Below are 16852 nucleotides of genomic sequence, written 5' to 3' on the forward strand. Positions count from 1 at the left end.
GCCCACCGTGGTGACCGCCACGGTTGGGCTGTTAGCGACGCAGCATAATGACGAGCTCAAAAACCCGCCGAGCGAGCAAGAAAATTATCCATATCGACATGGACTGTTTTTATGCGGCCGTTGAAATGCGGGATAATCCTGCGTTACAAACCATTCCCTTAGCAATTGGTGGATCTGCAGATGGGCGAGGTGTGATAGCGACCTGTAATTATCCGGCGCGCCGATTTGGGATCCGCTCGGCAATGGCGACCGCCCAAGCTCTTAAACTGTGCCCTGGGTTAACCGTGATGCGCGGCGATATGGGCAAATACCGCCGAGTGTCTCAGCAGCTTCATGCTATCTTTCATCGCTACACCGATCTCATCGAGCCGTTATCTTTGGATGAAGCTTACCTCGATGTCACCGACACTGTTTGTCTACAAAACTCTGCGACGCGGATAGCTCAAGCGATTCGGCGCGATATTTATCAAGAGCTTGGTCTCACCGCATCAGCCGGTGTAGCACCGGTGAAGTTTGTCGCTAAAGTCGCCTCAGACAAAAACAAACCGGATGGCATTTGTGTGGTGGGGCCTGAGCAGGTGGATGACTTTGTCCGTGACCTCCCTTTGCAGTCAATTCCTGGTGTGGGTCGAGTCACATTGACGAAACTACATGAATGGAACCTTTTTACCTGCGCAGATATCCAGGCCTGCGATCAAACCGATTTGATACAGCGGATGGGGAAATTTGGTGCCGTGCTATGGCAGCGGGCGCACGGTATTGACCCACGAGAGGTTGAAGTTGAGCGAGTTCGCAAATCCGTGGGCGTAGAGCGGACCCTCTCGGAGGATATTGACCAGCTCGAGGCCTGTCTACCCTGGATAGATCACCTCTATCAAGCGTTATTGGTTCGCTTAGAAAAAGCCGATGCTAGTGGCCGAATTTGTCGGCAGGGGATAAAAATCAAGTTCAATGATTTTCAAACCACCACGGTGGCGCATCGATGCGAGTCACTTGACCGCGCGTTGTTTGATACCTTGCTGCATGAGGCGTTTTATCGTGGAGAGGGACGACACATACGACTGATTGGACTATCGGTGGGATTGGGGGACGATAATGCCCCCCAACTTAGCTTACTGGGTTAGGCTGATTTAGTGGGGATCGCCTTTAAAATCGCCTGCATTTGCTGCCAGTAATGGCCCACACTATCGATATGCACTTTTTCATCGGGTGAATGTGGGAACTTGATGGTCGGGCCGAAGGAGATCATATCCATCGTTGGATACGGCTTCTTAAACAAGCCACATTCAAGGCCAGCATGAATCACCATAATGTCAGGCTTACGCTGATAAATACCTTCATAGGTGTCACGGAAAATATGCATGATTTGTGAGTCAGGATCGGGCTTCCAGCCTGGATATGCGCCTGAAAACTCGACCGTGACATTGGCGAGGCTTGCCAAAGATTGCAGCATCCCCTGCATCATTTCTCTGCCCGAATCGATTAACGAGCGGATCAGAAATAGCACAGTAATGCGATCCTCTTCGGTGTTGATAACCCCTAAATTCAGTGACGTTTCGACCACACCCGGAACATCATCACTCATTCTGACAACGCCGTTTGGTGCGGCATTCAAGGCCGCCAATAAACGGGATTGCACGGCGCGTGTCAGCGGTGCAATGGGGTTATCACACGGCTCTAGAATGACAGTGACTTGCTGTTCAAGCTGGCCAAGTTCGTCTTTCATCAGCATGGCAAAATCATCGACAGCCGCCGCCAGCGCTTGCTGCTGGCCTTTAGGGATGGCGATATCGGCAAACGCCTCTCGCGGGATGGCATTACGCAAGGTGCCGCCCCGCAATGCGAGTAGGCGTGTATCCGTTTCTCCAAGATGATGACTGAGCAAACGGGCCAGTAATTTATTGGCATTGGCGCGTCCGGTGTGGATGTCGACTCCTGAGTGACCACCTTTTAGCCCTTTGATCCCCACGGTAAAGCGCGCAAGCTCCTCGTCGTTGATTTGTCGCTCAATCGGAAAATGCATGCTGGCATCGACGCCACCGGCACACCCCATATAGACTTCGCCTTCTTGCTCCGAATCCGTGTTGAGCAAAACGTCGCCTTCTAGCCATCCTGCTTCCAAGCCAAATGCGCCATCCATTCCGGCTTCTTCATTGGTGGTAAGTAGCACCTCTAGCGGGCCATGCTCAATGTCATCAGCGTCTAGTACCGCAAGGCATGAAGCCATGCCAATGCCATTGTCCGCGCCTAATGTCGTGCCATCAGCGGTCACCCAGTCACCATCGACATAAGGACGAATAGGATCGCGAGTGAAATCGTGATCGGTATGCTCGTTTTTCTGCGGCACCATATCCAAGTGGGCTTGGAGTACGACCCCTTTACGGTTTTCCATTCCGGGCGTTGCCGGTTTACGAATAAATACGTTCCCCGTTTGATCCTGACGGACGTCTAGGCCGCGCCCTTTAGCCCAGTCGATAATAAATTGAGCAAGTTGCGACTCATGATAAGAGGGATGAGGAATAGCACAGATCTGGTCGAAGAATGCCCAAACGGGGCGGGGTGATAATTGGCTGATTTCAGACACGGTAGACTCCATTTTATTTTATCTATGGCCTTTTTCGTAGCAGGCCTCTCTGGAATGGAAAAACAAACCCAAGGATATCACTGTCTCTATGTCGACAACAGTCACGGAGAGAAACCACTTATGCCAGCATTACTAGGCGTTTTTACTGTAATTAAATTACACATATGAACTTTTTGTGACTATGGTCACCATTATGCTTGTAAATAAATTACCATTGGGGTATTATCTAGACATTGGCAACCAAGCTTGCCAGTTGTTCATGGAGTGAACCCGAGTATTCGCCTCCAAGGAACCGAGATAAATGTGAACAACATTGGTTTAAACTTGAGAGAGGTTAAAAATGGAAGGCATGGTATCAAGCTACTACTGGAACCAGCAGTCAGTCTATACACAAGGTTTTACGTATCCGGCACCGTTCGGGTATAGCAAGTAAGTTTTACGATTCCCCCGCTCTTACAGAGACATTTCTGATCCAGAAGCAAACGCTTTAATTCTGGCGCCGCACAATGTGTGGCGTTTTTTTTGCCTGTTTGCTACCGAATAATGACGATTTTGACAGTTATCTGTTCGAGTCGGCGATATTTACCCTTGTTCCGGTCTTTTTACGCTGGAAATTTCCGCCATCGATCGGTAAGATTTGCGCCAAATTTTACCACGCAAACGTTTTCCTTTTGGTATCTAGCGATACACCACTTTTAGTTTGGGACATAACCGATGTTAGAGCGTTTATTTAAACTCAAGGCCCATGGCACAGATCTTCGCACGGAAGTGATTGCTGGGTTTACCACTTTCTTAACCATGGCGTACATCATATTCGTCAACCCATCGATTTTAGCCGAAACGGGCATGGACAAAGGCGCTGTCTTTGTCGCCACCTGTCTCGCTGCCGCAATTGGTTGTTTGGTGATGGGGATTGTTGCCAACTATCCGGTGGCGCAGGCGCCGGGGATGGGCTTGAATGCTTTCTTCACCTACACGGTGGTATTGCAAATGGGACACTCGTGGCAAGTTGCGCTAGCGGCGGTCTTTATCTCGGGCCTATGTTTTATCTTGCTGAGTGTATTGCGCGTGCGAGAGTGGATTATTAACTCCATTCCTATGTCATTGAGGACGGGGATCTCCGCTGGTATTGGTCTTTTCTTGGCACTGATTGCCTTACAAAATGCGGGGATTGTGGTTGATCATCCAGCCACCATGGTGGCACTGGGCGATGTGACCGCGTTCGCCCCCGCGATGGCGGCACTCGGGTTCTTCCTGACCATTGGCCTTGTGCATCGTGGTTTGAAAGGGGCGGTCATGATTGCCATTTTAGCGGTCACCGTGATTGGTGTGATTGCCGGAGATGTGGCTTATGGGGGCGTGATGTCAGCACCACCGAGCTTAGCACCGACGTTTATGCAGCTAGATTTTTCTGGCGCATTGGAAGTGGGGTTGGTGTCGATTGTGTTCGCATTTTTGTTTGTTGACCTTTTTGATACCGCAGGAACCTTAGTGGGTGTGGCACAGCGCGCGGAACTTCTCGACAAAGATGGTAAACTACCGCGTTTAAATCGTGCTTTACTGGCAGACAGTACCGCGACCTCCGTCGGGGCGCTTTTAGGCACGTCAAACACGACTTCTTACATTGAGAGTGTCTCCGGGGTCGCCGCGGGCGGGCGCACAGGCCTAACGGCGGTCGTTGTCGGCATCTTGTTTTTGCTCGCGCTCTTTTTTGCGCCGCTCGCGGGGATGGTGCCAGCTTATGCGACCGCCGGCGCATTGTTTTATGTGGCGATCTTGATGATGTCTGGCTTAGTCGGTATCAATTGGCGAGATCTCACAGAAGCGGCCCCTGTGGTGGTTGTCTGTTTGCTGATGCCGCTGACGTATTCGATTGCAAGCGGTATCGGGCTTGGCTTTATTGCGTTTTGTGCCGTAAAAACCTTTGCGGGCAAAGGGCGAGAAGTCCCTGTCAGTATTTGGATTTTGGCGGGGTTGTTCTTACTCAAGTTCGTTTTCTTGGTGTAAAACAGCTGCCCACATTGATGTTATAACAAGGCGAGAGTCGCCACGAGGTTTTCACCATGAGCAATAAGTTTATTATCACTTGGGACAATATGCAGATGTACACCCGTCAGTTGGCGGAGAAATTGCTGCCCGCAGAGCAATGGAAGGGGATTATTGCCGTAAGCCGCGGAGGCCTCGTACCCGCAGCCATACTGGCTCGTGAATTGGGTATTCGTCATGTCGATACTGTGTGTATTTCAAGCTATGACCATGACCATCAACGCGATATGCGAGTGGTGAAGCAAGCCCCAGGTGATGGTGAAGGCTTTATCGTGGTGGATGATCTGGTCGATACCGGGGGTACCGCAGAAATGGTCCGCCAGTTATATCCGAAAGCCCGTTTTGTCACCGTCAGTGCCAAGCCGGCTGGGAAGCCTTTGGTTGATGACTATGTGGTCGACATTGCCCAAGACACCTGGATTGAACAGCCTTGGGATATGGCGGTCAGTTATATTGATCCCATCGCCAAGTAAGTCATTCATACTCCCACCCCAAAAAACGTCGCGTTGTTACGCGGCGTTTTTGGTTTCTGAGGTGACGCTTTTGGCTGGTATGGCTGATTAGTGCGGAAAATCATGGCCTTGATATGTGTATGGTTTAAACTAACAGCACGTTACATAAAAAGCCTAGGAGCGGGTGTGTCGGACAACGAATCACAAAACCTATCGGTCAAACTGTTTGCTAAACACAAGCATGCCACCGAGACATCGACCCTGTTCGGTGCCGTTCAGCAAACCCAACAGTCAGATTACTCGGCATTTGATGGTGACAGCGAGTCGAGTTGGTATCGAATGCGCCGTCGTGGTCAGTGGACGTGGCAAGGGGTTGAGCCATTGGAAATGGAGGCCATCTTTGCCCGTATCGCTCACTCAGACAACTCGCGCTCGGTAGAAACATTGCTCGATACCGTTGAAGGCTACCGCTCGGGAAACTGGAATTATGAATGGACAGCGGTTGGCATGCAGCATCAAAAAGCCGCCCAAGCCTTGATGGATGAGGGAAAAGCCAAACAAGCAGGGGAGCAATGGCTACAAGCTTGCACATATTTTGGTATTGCCGCTTACCCACACTTGAAAGGGGACAGCTTGGCGCTACAGTCGGAAACCTTGGCATTTAAGGCGTTCGAGAGTGCGATTGCACAACTGCCGTTCACAGTGAAAACGGTGGAGACGCGGCTAGATGGGAAATCACTGAAAGGGTATCTCTATTTACCCCGCACCGACGCTACGCTACCGGTGGTTATCTTAAGCGGCAGCTTAGATAGCTTACAAACTGACTTGTGGCGCTTGTTTGTTGACTATTTTGCCCCCGCCGACATTGCGGTGTTGACCCTAGATATGCCTTCCGTGGGGCATAGCTGCCATTGGCACCTCAATGAAGATACCAGCCGTTTGCACACCGCGATGTTGGATAAGTTGGTCGATGTCCCTTGGGTGGATCATCACCGTGTGGGCACCATGGGCATTCGCTTTGGTGCCAATCCGGCAGTGAGAATGGCGTTTCTCGAGCCGAATCGTGTGAAAGCCAGTGCGTCACTCGGTGGCATTGTTCATGCGTTACTGACAGACGCCTCTTTAATGAAAAAAATGCCGCCTATGTACTTGGATACCCTCGGATCACGCTTGGGGCGTCGTATTCCTATCGACACATTAAAAACGCGCTTACAGGCTTGGTCGCTAAAAAATCAAGGGTTGCTTACTGGCCGACGCACAGAGGTGCCGATCTTAGCGCTTAGCCTAAAAGATGATCCCGTTTGTCCGGAGTCAGACAATCAAATGATCGCCAGGTACAGTCGCGGTGGCAAAGCCATGACGTTACCCAATACCCCACTGCACGATGGTTATCACCGTGCCTTGACCGAAACCGTTAAGTGGTTCGAGGGTGTGCTTTAATCGGGATACCGCGGCACGGATAGCATAGGCGCTATCCGTGAGAGGGGTAAAAATGAAGATGTGATCCACCGCTGAAAGCGGGATATTGTCGTTCACCTGATGGCTAAGCCCATGATATACCATGAACAAGGACGTCACAGTGCCATTGGAGGACACGATGAGCGATAAATTACCGCTTTCACATGGACGATTAAAAACACGCTTTACTGCATTGGGCCCGTACTTTCGAGAAGGAAAGTCAGACACCGAGCGCTACTTTTTCGATAGCCTTTCTGTCTGTGTGGATGCTAAAAAAGATCCTGACGCACGTGAGTTCTGGGGCTGGTGGTTTGAAATGACCCCGGAGGGGGAAGGGTTTACCTATCGTTATGGGTTTGGTTTATATGATAAAAAAGGGGATTGGGTCGCCAAGTCGATTCCGCGTGAAGCGCAAGCGGCCGTGGATAAAACCTTGACTAACTTTTATGCCAAATTGAGTGCGTTGCTGGACGATGAGCTAGGCCTGTCTCTTTCACCAAGCCAAGCACTGACTGAGCCGGAACTGGCCTGCTCTGAATAACCCGCCATTTGCCTGATCCCACCCCTTGTTAAATAGGTGAGGGATTGATAAAAGAGAGACATACGCTTTTGTGGATCAGGCAACCATGACAATTCAAGATGTATTTCAAGACGGTGACCTCGCGGCCAGCGTCTCTCCCCAAACGCTTGTGGTAAAACTCGGCACCAGTGTGTTGACGGGCGGTTCTGCGCGCTTAGATCAGGCACACATGGTTGAGCTGGTGCGTCAATGTGCCCGTTTGCGGCAGCAAGGTCATCAGGTGATCATCGTATCATCAGCCGCGATTGCCGCGGGCAGAGAGCACCTCGGCTATCCAGTACTCGCTGACACGGTTGCCAACAAGCAAATGCTGGCTGCGGTGGGTCAGTGCCGTTTAATACAAACCTGGGAGCATTTATTTGGTTTGTACGGCTTTCAAGTCGGACAGATGCTGCTTACCCGGGCCGATCTAGAGCACCGTGAACGCTTTCTCAACGCGCGTGATATGCTTCAGGCCTTACTGGATAATGGCATTGTGCCGATTGTGAATGAGAACGATGCGGTTGCAACGTCCGAAATCAAGGTGGGCGATAATGATAACTTATCTGCCTTGGTGGCCATCCTCGCCGATGCAGACAAACTCCTCCTTTTAACTGACCAACCCGGCTTGTTCACGGCCGATCCGCGTTCAAACCCGGATGCCGAGCTGATTCGTGAAGTCCATACCATTGATGAAACCTTACGCAAATTAGCAGGTGGCAGCGTAGGGGGCCTGGGCACAGGTGGTATGGCGACCAAGCTTCAAGCGGCTGATATTGGCCGTCGAGCGGGAGTAGAGGTGACCATCGCCGCGGGGAGTAAGCCTGAAGTGATTCAAAAAGTCACCGCTGGGGATAACGCAGGCACGCGCTTTTTGCCCTTAGAAAGCCCCTTAGAAAGCCGTAAACGCTGGATCCTTGCCGGACCGCCACCCGCGGGGGATATTGTCGTCGATGCGGGCGCCATTACCGCCGTGACGCAAAAAGGTAGCAGCCTGTTAAGCAAGGGAATTGTTGCGGTGAAAGGGGCGTTTGCGCGTGGTGAAGTGGTGCGTATTCTCTCGGTTGAAGGAAAATGCGTCGCGCGCGGTATTTGTCGCTATACCGCCAGTGATTTGCGCCGTATCGCTGGCGCTCATAGCCAGCAAATCGCAGATATTCTTGGTTATGAATACGGTCCTGTCGCGATGCACCGTGATGACCTAGTCGTAGTAGACAATTAAAAGAGCAAAGACGGGGACATAATGAGTTTACAAAACATGGGCAAAGCAGCCAAAGACGCTGCGCACCAACTGGCCGTCACATCGACGAGCAACAAGAACCGAGCACTCGCCATTATTGCTGACGAGCTGGATGCACAGCAAAGTGCAATATTAGCCGCCAACCAAAGCGATCTCGCCGCCGCTCGTGAGGCAGACATGGATCCTGCGATGTTGGACCGTTTAACCCTGACCCCAGACCGTTTAACCAATATGGCGAGCGATGTGAGGCAAGTGATTGCGCTGGCCGATCCCGTGGGCCAGATGCTTGATCATAAGCTGCTTGAAAACGGCATGTCATTATCAAAGCGCCGTGAACCGCTAGGAGTGATTGGGGTCATTTATGAGGCGCGCCCGAATGTCACCATTGATATCGCGGCATTGTGCTTAAAAACGGGCAATGCAGCGATTCTGCGGGGAGGGAAAGAAACCTTCGCGACTAACCAGGTATTAGTGAGAGTGATACAAACTGGGTTAGAGAAAGCGGGATTGCCGCATGCCTCGGTGCAATATATTGAAAAACCTGATCGTGCGCTGGTCTCTGAGTTACTGACTCTTGATGATTATGTCGACATGATCATTCCACGCGGTGGTGCCGGACTGCACAAAATGTGCAAACAAAACAGTACCATCCCTGTGATTATCGGGGGGTTTGGCATTAGCCACTTGTATGTCGATCACAGTGCCGATCTTGATAGAGCACCCGATGTGATCCTCAATGCCAAGACAGACCGCCCATCCGCCTGCAACGCGCTAGACACCTTGCTGGTTCACAAAGACGTGGCAGCACAATTATTCGCTCGCTTGCTGACGGCGTTTAATCAGCATGGGCTGCACATTGTCGCCGGATCAAGTGCGCTACCGTATCTGGATGGCGTGGCGAAACTGCGTGAGGCGCAATCAGGAGACTTTGATACGGAATGGCTCGGGCCAACCCTTGGAGTGGTGGTGGTTGATAGTGTGGATGAGGCACTCGCGCATATGCGCGCGCACAATGCCAGCCATTCCGATGCTATTTTGACCAACGACTTGCAGGCGGCAGAAACCTTTATTAATGGTGCCGGCTCGGCGGCAGTGTACGTCAACGCCTCAACGCGCTTCACCGATGGTGCGCAGTTTGGGCTTGGGGCAGAAGTGGCGGTTTCGACGCAAAAGCTGCATGCACGTGGCCCGATGGGGCTTGAGGAGCTGACTACCTATAAATGGGTGGGGCGTGCGGACTATTTATCACGTCACTGAGTACCCAAGGTAACCGATAATAAAAAACCGCTAGTCTGGCTAGCGGTTTTTTTGTCTCAACAGCTTGAGCGTTTATTTAATTTCCACGCCTTTTGCCTGTAGATCGGCATGGTAGGAAGAGCGAACAAACGGGCCGCATGCGGCATGTGTAAAGCCTAAATCAAGAGCAATGTCTTTCAGCTCGTCAAACTCTTCAGGCGGGACGTAACGCTCTACTGGCAAGTGGTGGCGGCTTGGTGCCAAGTACTGGCCAAGCGTGAGCATGGTGACGCCGTGAGCACGCAAGTCCTTGAGAACCTCGATGATCTCTTCTTTGGTTTCTCCCAAACCCATCATCAAGCCCGATTTGGTCGGCACCTCTGGATGCATCTCTTTGAACTTTTTCAGCAGATCCAGCGACCATTGATAGTTGGCTCCTGGGCGGGCTTTTCGGTACAACCGTGGCGCTGTTTCTAAATTATGGTTGAAAACATCGGGTGGGTTGTTTTGCAAGATATCGAGTGCGCGATCCATACGGCCACGGAAGTCAGGAACCAGTGTTTCAATTTGGATCTCTGGATTGAGCGCGCGGATTTCTCGGGTACAGTCAACAAAGTGTTGGGCGCCCCCGTCACGTAAATCATCACGGTCAACCGAGGTAATGACCACATAGCGCAGTTTCATGTCTTTGATGGTTTGCGCCAGATGCTTTGGCTCTTCGCTATCAGGGGCGACGGGGCGACCGTGGGCAACATCACAGAAGGGGCAACGGCGGGTACAAATCGCCCCGAGAATCATAAAGGTTGCCGTGCCGTGACTAAAGCACTCCGCCAAGTTAGGACACGATGCCTCTTCACACACGGAGTGAAGATTGTTTTTACGCATCGCGTCTTTAATTTCTTTAATACGCGCAGTCTCAGCTGGGAGTTTGATCTTCATCCAATCAGGCTTGCGCAGCACTTCTTTTTGCTCGGTCGGCATATTTTTGACCGGGATAAGCGCCATTTTGTCGGCGTCGCGGTACTTAACACCGCGTTCCATCTGAATCGGTTTGCTCATAAATCGCTGCTTTCCGTTGTAAACTCAACCTCAGAGTACGTCAGCTGTTGAGTTAAAGTGTCTACCAGCACAGGTTGAACGTCCTCGAGCGTGACTTTGCCAACCTGATCGCTCAGTTGCGTCATGGCCATACCAGCGTAACCACATGGGTTAATGCGCTGAAACGGTGATAAGTCCATATTGATGTTGAGTGCCAGTCCATGGAATGAGCACCCGCGACGGATACGGAGCCCAAGAGAACATATTTTTGCGTCGTTAACGTAAACACCGGGCGCATCTGGGCGGGCGTAAGCGTCAACGTGGAAGTGTGCTAGTGTGTTCACCACAATATCTTCAATATGGCTCACGAGCGCTCGCACACCGACTTTTTTACGTTTGAGATTAATCAGGAAATAGGCGACGAGTTGCCCTGGCCCATGATACGTCACCTGTCCGCCGCGATCTGATTGTACGACAGGGATGTCGCCTGGGACCAACACATGTTCCGTTTTTCCCGCTTGTCCTTGGGTAAAAACCGGATCATGCTCAACCAGCCAAACTTCATCACGCGTATTGTCGTCACGCCGATCGGTGAAGTGGCGCATCTGTTCCCAGACGCGGAGATACGGTTGACGGCCAAGGTGCCTTACAACGAGTTGGTGCTGCAAACCCATTTCCCATGTTGTTGTCAGTGGCGATATTATAGAGGCTGGCAGCGCGATTTAAAGCCGCCAGTCGTGTGGGTATTCGAATTAGAGCACCATGCGGACGATGTCAATTTCACCCAGCTCTTTATAGAGGACTTCCACTTGCTCAATGGAGGTCGCCTTAATGGTGATCGACACCGAGTGATAGGTACCCTTGGCACTGGGCTTGACGGCTGGGCTATAGTCGCCTGGCGCGTGGCGTTGGATCACGGTCAATACATGATCGGGTAGCTCAGGTTTTGCCTGGCCCACCACCTTGTAGGTGAATTGGCAAGGAAACTCCAACAGATCTTTTAATTTCGGTTGCTCTTGCATGTTAACTCCCAACTGCAGGCTGATAGAGGCACGCGTTTGTGCGATTGATCACGATTAACGCGAAATACTAATCTGCCAAGCGCGAGAAAACAAGCCGCCCACCAAGTTGGTGGGCGGCACAGAGAGGGATTAACCGACGAGGTTTTTAAACATCATCACGATGTAATCTATTAAGCGACTAAAAAGCCCGCCTTTTTCAACATCGTTTAGGGCGACAAGCGGGTATTCCGCCACATCTTCATCATCCACTTGATAGAAGAGTTTACCGACGACATCACCTTTACTAATCGGGGCTTCCAATGTGTTGTCGAGGACAAAACTGGCTTTCAGATCTTGCGCCTTGCCACGGGGAAGCGTGACAAAGGTATCTTCAGTGACGCCGAGCGCGACTTCGTCTGTATCACCCATCCAGACCTTCTCAGTCACAAAGGTTTCGTTGGCTTTATGGGGGGCCACGGTCTCGAAGAAGCGGAAACCATAGTTGAGGAGTTTTTTGCTCTCTGCTTTGCGGGCGTTGGCGCTCTTGGTGCCCATCACCACCGAGATAAGACGCATGTCGCCTTCAGTGGCTGAGGTGACCAAGTTGTAGCCTGCACCGTCGGTGTGGCCAGTTTTGATACCGTCAACGTTCAAGCTTTTATCCCATAGCAAGCCGTTGCGGTTGTATTGCGTGATACCGTTGTAAGTGAAGGCTTTTTCTTTATAAATACGATATTCCGCAGGCACATCGCGAATCAGGGCTTGGCCGAGCAGCGCCATATCGTACGGTGTGGTGTAAAGATCTTTGGAGTCCAAACCGTGAACATTGGAAAAATGGGAACTGTCCATACCTAGGGTTTCGCCCCAGCGGTTCATCAAGTCGACAAAGGCGTCTTCTGACCCCGCAACATGTTCAGCCATCGCTACACAGGCGTCGTTGCCTGACTGGATGATAATGCCACGATTGAGGTCGGCCGCTTTCACCGTGGTACCCACTTCGATGAACATCTTCGAAGAGCCGGGAAAGTTTTTGGCCCACGCATTCTCACTAATGACGACGTCATCATCCATTGAGATATTGCCACGCTCAACTTCCTGACCAATTACGTAACTGGTCATCATTTTCGTCAAACTGGCAGGATTAAGGCGTTGATAGGCGTTGTTTTCAGCCAGTACCTCGCCAGAATGATAATCCATCAATACGTAGCCTTTGGCGGCAATTTGCGGCGCATCAGGGACAACAGCAGGTGCGGCTTGAGCGGTAGCAGAGGCGAATAAGGCTGCAGAAAGCAGTGTACGCATGCGGAAAACGGTTTTATTCATCATTGTTAGTACTTATGTCGGTTATCGATGTCGATACTGTGCCCTCACTATACCAAATTGCGGATAGAGGGACAGGCTCGATTTCTTTAACTTATTGATTGCTTGTTTTAGCACTTGTGACAGATGTGTCGCCATTAACAAGTGCTTCGGTGACGATAAATGCCCCCGGCAACTGATGCTGCTTTGCCGTGCGCATCGCTTGTTGCGCTTGGTCTCGATCATAAAAAGGACCAAAGCGAACACGATACACGGTATCACGGCGGGCGATATGTGTAGGTAGACCATGGGTCTTCGCCAATTGTTCCGCTTTTTGATTGGCTTTTAGGCCATCAGAGAGGGCAGCCAATTGCACATAATAGGCATGATGGCGAGCGGAATGCCACTCGTCATCCGCTGGTTTACTCGGTGAGAGTAGACGCAGTGACACGGGGGCTGTCCCCGTCTTTAATACATCCAGCTTCTTGGCCGCGGCATAACTCAGGTCTATCAAGCGCTTATTGTGAAAGGGCCCGCGGTCATTGACGCGCACAATGGCCTTTTTACCATTATTTTGGTTGGTGACTTCCACGTAACTGGGCAGGGGAAGGGTTTTGTGCGCGGCTGACATGGAGTACATATCATACACCTCGCCATTGGAGGTACGATGGCCATGAAACTTCTCCCCATACCAGGAGGCAATGCCCGCCTCTTGGTAGCCTTTTGGATCGCGTAAGATTTGGTAGCGCTGACCATTTAACGTGTAATCTTTGTTACCCGCGAGGCTGTAAGGCTCATACCTGGGTTGGGCGTTTTCTGCGTGAATAACTTGTGGCACCGTCTCGGGTGCTTTATCACTTTGCATGTCGTAGCGACCTTGCTGGCTGCTGCATGCACTTAATAAGACGATAGCGCTAGAAACGATAATAGCTCGCATGTTTATGCCCTGGATAACATTTTACGATGAGTGTGGATAGACATCAGAATGCCAAAACCGGCCATCAGTGTGACCATTGAGGTGCCGCCATAGCTGATAAGTGGTAAGGGTACCCCAACCACAGGAAGAATGCCGCTGACCATGCCAATATTGACAAAAACATAAACAAAAAAGCTTAACACGATACTGCCAGCCATCATTCGGCCAAATGCCGTTTGGGCGCGGCTGGCGAGCATTAGCCCTCGGCCGATCAAAAAGAGGTACAGGGCTAACAAGACACAGACACCGATCAACCCCCATTCTTCAGCGATAACGGCGAAAATAAAGTCTGTGTGTCGCTCAGGGAGAAACTCCAATTGAGACTGTGTCCCTTGTAGCCAGCCTTTGCCGCTTAAGCCACCAGAGCCAATGGCAATTTTAGATTGAATGATGTGATAGCCTGCGCCCAAGGGATCGGACTCTGGGTTAAACAGGGTCAGCACGCGGGTACGCTGGTAATCATGCATTAGGAAAAACCAGAGTACAGGGACAAAACTGGCCAGCGCAATCACCGCTGCTGTGATAATTTTCCAGCTTATTCCGGCCAAAAACAGCACGAACACCCCAGAGGCGGCAATCAGTATTGAGGTACCCAAATCTGGCTGCTTAGCAATCATAATGGTGGGCACAAACAATAACACTAGGGCGATGAGCAAGTGAGTAAATTTGGGGGGGAGCGGATCTTTGCCAATAAAGCGGGCAAGCATGAGCGGTACCGCAAGTTTAATGATCTCTGAGGGTTGGAAGGTGACCACTCCGAGATCAAGCCAGCGCTGCGCGCCCTTTGCGGTTTCGCCAACCAATAGAACCGCCGCCAGTAACACCACCCCCATGGCATACAAATAGGGCGCCCAAAACTCATAGTGGCGCGGCGGCACTTGGGCGAGGGCAAACATGACCGCAAGTGCCAATAGCATGCGGATCGCCTGGCGCTCCATCATCGCCATGCTTTGGCCACTGGCGCTATACATCACCACTAGGCCGAAGCCCATCAGTAACAAAATGCCCACGAGCATGGGTAAGTCGAGATGCAAGCGATCGAACAAAGAGCGTTTCGCGCTAACTTGGGCTAGTGAACTCATTGTTTGGCCTCTTTGGTCTCTTTGTCTTCTAACAAGATATGGTCGAAGATGCGGCGGGCAATGGGGCCCCCGTTGCTCGAGCCACCCCCTGCGTTTTCCAGTACCATAGAGACAGCGACTTCCGGGTTCTCAAAGGGGGCAAAGCCGATGAAAAGGGCGTGGTCTCGCAGGTGTTCAGCAATTTCGTCCGCGTTATATTCTTCATCTTCACCCAGCCCGAAAACCTGTGCGGTGCCTGACTTACCGCCCGATAAATACTCCGCCGAACGGAATGAACGACGCGCGGTCCCTTTGCGACCGTGGTTAACCAGTTGCATACCTTTGAGGCCGACATCCCAATATTTATCGTCGACCCCTTTAATCGGTGGAAACGGCTCGGCGTCGGGTTTGTGGGTGCCGTGTTCATCACGTGTTTTGTTTAACAGTTTGGGGGCTTTGACTTCGCCACGGTTAAGCAGCACGGTCAAGGCTTTGACGATTTGCATCGGGGTGGCAGTCCAATAACCTTGTCCAATTCCGACGGGAATTGTGTCACCTTTATACCAGGGTTGGCGGTAGCGACTCATTTTCCATTCACGGTTAGGCATATTAGCGCTGCTTTCTTCTTGAATGTCGATGCCTGTGTATTGGCCAAAGCCAAACTTTTCCATCCACATAGAGAGTTTATCGATCCCCATGTCATAAGCGATTTGATAGAAGAAGGTATCGACTGACTCCTCGATCGACTGCACGATATTTACCCGTCCGTGCCCCCAAGGGAGCCAGTCACGGAAAGGGCGCGTATCCGAGTTAGGGATCCGCCAATAACCAGGGTCGTTACGCGTGGTCTTGGTGGTGATAACGCCTTCTTCTAGCGCGGCGACAGCAATGAAAGGCTTCACTGTGGAAGCTGGCGGGTAAATGCCTAGGGTGGCGCGATTCACCAAGGGACGATCTTTATCATTGAGCAACTGCCGATATTGGGTACCGGAAATACCATGTACAAATAAGTTAGGATCGTAGCTAGGCGTTGACACCATCGCCAGTACGCCTGAGGTGTCAGGGTCGACCACCACCACCGCGCCTCGTCGGTCACCGAGGATGCCGCGCACGTAAAGTTGCAGGTCAATGTCTAGATTAAGAATCAGATCCTTACCCGGTTGCGGCGGCACATATTTAAGCGTACGTATTACACGGCCACGGCTGTTCACCTCAACTTCTTGGTAGCCCGCTTTACCATGCAGTGTTGGTTCGTAGTATTTCTCTATCCCCAGCTTGCCAATATCACGGGTTGCTTTGTAGTTATTGAGCACCCCTTTTTGCCTGAGTTTGGCAATATCGCGATCATTGATTTTGGCGACATACCCGAGCACATGGGTCAGTGCATCGCCGTAAGGGTAATGGCGCTTTAAGTAGGCTTTGATTTCCACCCCAGAAAATTGATGCTGGTGCGCGGAAAAAATCGCGACTTCTTTATCGGTGAGCTGTGTTTTCAATGCCACGGCATTAAAACGTCGCGAGCGGCGACGCTCTTTTTGAAAGCGCGTAATGTCTTTGTCGGTCAATGAGAGTAAGTCTTTTAGCTGGGCGAGGGTTGCCGGCATATCATCGACTTGCTCAGGCGTCACTTCTAAGTGATAAACGGGGCGGTTTTCAGCCAGCAATTTCCCATTGCGGTCATAAATGAGGCCACGGTTAGGCGCCACCGGGACGACTTTAATGCGGTTATCGTTCGAGCGGGTTTGGTAGTCTTGGTGTTCGGTCACCTGAATATGATAAAGGTTAGTTAGTAGCATCCCAACCAACGCCATGATACCGACAAAGCAGACGATAGCGCGTCGCACAAACAAGGCCGCCTCGGCGCTGTGGTCTCGGATTTCAACTCGTTGGCGCTTCATCTTT

The 16852-nt window shown here is 51.4% G+C and carries 15 protein-coding genes; 7 read left to right on the forward strand and 8 right to left on the reverse strand.

All coding sequences use genetic code 11. The annotated features are described in order from the left end of the window. The first annotated feature begins 47 nt into the window (after nt 1–47). Nucleotides 48–1124, forward strand: coding sequence for a DNA polymerase IV (gene dinB / locus EHW58_RS12595; RefSeq protein WP_077578616.1), 1077 nt, complete (start codon nt 48–50; stop codon nt 1122–1124). On the opposite strand, the gene EHW58_RS12600 is transcribed toward dinB, so the two are convergent. Next, nucleotides 1121–2596: an aminoacyl-histidine dipeptidase gene (locus EHW58_RS12600; RefSeq protein ID WP_152796829.1), complete on the reverse strand. Its 1476-nt coding sequence runs from the start codon at nt 2594–2596 to the stop codon at nt 1121–1123. The genes dinB and EHW58_RS12600 overlap by 4 nt on opposite strands. Before the next feature lie 702 nt (nt 2597–3298). Here EHW58_RS12600 and EHW58_RS12605 point away from each other — a divergent pair. The 6 genes from EHW58_RS12605 (at nt 3299) to EHW58_RS12630 (ending at nt 9596) form a co-directional block, all read left to right on the forward strand. Further along, entirely contained in the window at nt 3299–4591 is a 1293-nt protein-coding gene (locus EHW58_RS12605; protein ID WP_046073747.1) for an NCS2 family permease, read from the forward strand. Nucleotides 4592–4647: 56 nt separating this feature from the next. Then, nucleotides 4648–5103: a xanthine phosphoribosyltransferase gene (gpt, locus tag EHW58_RS12610; RefSeq protein WP_069361135.1), complete on the forward strand. Its 456-nt coding sequence runs from the start codon at nt 4648–4650 to the stop codon at nt 5101–5103. Nucleotides 5104–5268: 165 nt separating this feature from the next. Further along, complete coding sequence (gene frsA, locus EHW58_RS12615) at nt 5269–6522, forward strand: esterase FrsA (RefSeq protein WP_370517861.1); 1254 nt, start codon at nt 5269–5271, stop codon at nt 6520–6522. A 157-nt stretch (nt 6523–6679) separates the two neighbouring features. Next, on the forward strand, nt 6680–7081 hold the full coding sequence (crl, locus tag EHW58_RS12620) for a sigma factor-binding protein Crl (protein WP_046073744.1): 402 nt from the start codon (nt 6680–6682) through the stop codon (nt 7079–7081). A gap of 85 nt (nt 7082–7166) precedes the next feature. Further along, nucleotides 7167–8321 (forward strand): glutamate 5-kinase, encoded by a 1155-nt coding sequence (proB, locus tag EHW58_RS12625; protein ID WP_077578638.1) that lies wholly within the window; start codon nt 7167–7169, stop codon nt 8319–8321. 21 nt (nt 8322–8342) lie between these two features. Then, on the forward strand, nt 8343–9596 hold the full coding sequence (locus EHW58_RS12630) for a glutamate-5-semialdehyde dehydrogenase (protein WP_152796833.1): 1254 nt from the start codon (nt 8343–8345) through the stop codon (nt 9594–9596). 72 nt (nt 9597–9668) lie between these two features. Here the strand turns inward: EHW58_RS12630 and lipA are convergent, their stop codons facing one another. From lipA to mrdA, 7 genes are all read right to left on the reverse strand, one after another. Next, nucleotides 9669–10634: a lipoyl synthase gene (lipA, locus tag EHW58_RS12635; protein WP_046073741.1), complete on the reverse strand. Its 966-nt coding sequence runs from the start codon at nt 10632–10634 to the stop codon at nt 9669–9671. After that, nucleotides 10631–11281 (reverse strand): lipoyl(octanoyl) transferase LipB, encoded by a 651-nt coding sequence (lipB, locus tag EHW58_RS12640; RefSeq protein WP_158075435.1) that lies wholly within the window; start codon nt 11279–11281, stop codon nt 10631–10633. Before lipB ends, lipA begins: the two co-directional genes overlap by 4 nt. Nucleotides 11282–11365: 84 nt before the next feature. Continuing rightward, nucleotides 11366–11635, reverse strand: a complete 270-nt coding sequence (ybeD, locus tag EHW58_RS12645) for a DUF493 family protein YbeD (protein ID WP_152796835.1) — start codon at nt 11633–11635, stop codon at nt 11366–11368. A 129-nt stretch (nt 11636–11764) separates the two neighbouring features. Next, nucleotides 11765–12916 (reverse strand): serine hydrolase, encoded by a 1152-nt coding sequence (locus tag EHW58_RS12650; RefSeq protein WP_369795687.1) that lies wholly within the window; start codon nt 12914–12916, stop codon nt 11765–11767. Between the two features lie 112 nt (nt 12917–13028). After that, the gene (locus tag EHW58_RS12655; RefSeq protein WP_152796837.1) at nt 13029–13850 is read right to left on the reverse strand and encodes a septal ring lytic transglycosylase RlpA family protein; all 822 of its coding nucleotides are present in this window, start codon (nt 13848–13850) and stop codon (nt 13029–13031) included. A gap of 2 nt (nt 13851–13852) precedes the next feature. Continuing rightward, nucleotides 13853–14971 (reverse strand): rod shape-determining protein RodA, encoded by a 1119-nt coding sequence (gene rodA, locus EHW58_RS12660; protein WP_152796838.1) that lies wholly within the window; start codon nt 14969–14971, stop codon nt 13853–13855. Beyond that, nucleotides 14968–16848, reverse strand: a complete 1881-nt coding sequence (gene mrdA, locus EHW58_RS12665) for a penicillin-binding protein 2 (protein ID WP_152796841.1) — start codon at nt 16846–16848, stop codon at nt 14968–14970. The genes rodA and mrdA overlap by 4 nt, the downstream gene beginning before the upstream one ends. Nucleotides 16849–16852 lie beyond the last annotated feature (4 nt).

The sequence above is a fragment of the Salinivibrio sp. VYel1 genome, assembly GCF_009377945.1.
Lineage (GTDB): Bacteria > Pseudomonadota > Gammaproteobacteria > Enterobacterales > Vibrionaceae > Salinivibrio > Salinivibrio siamensis.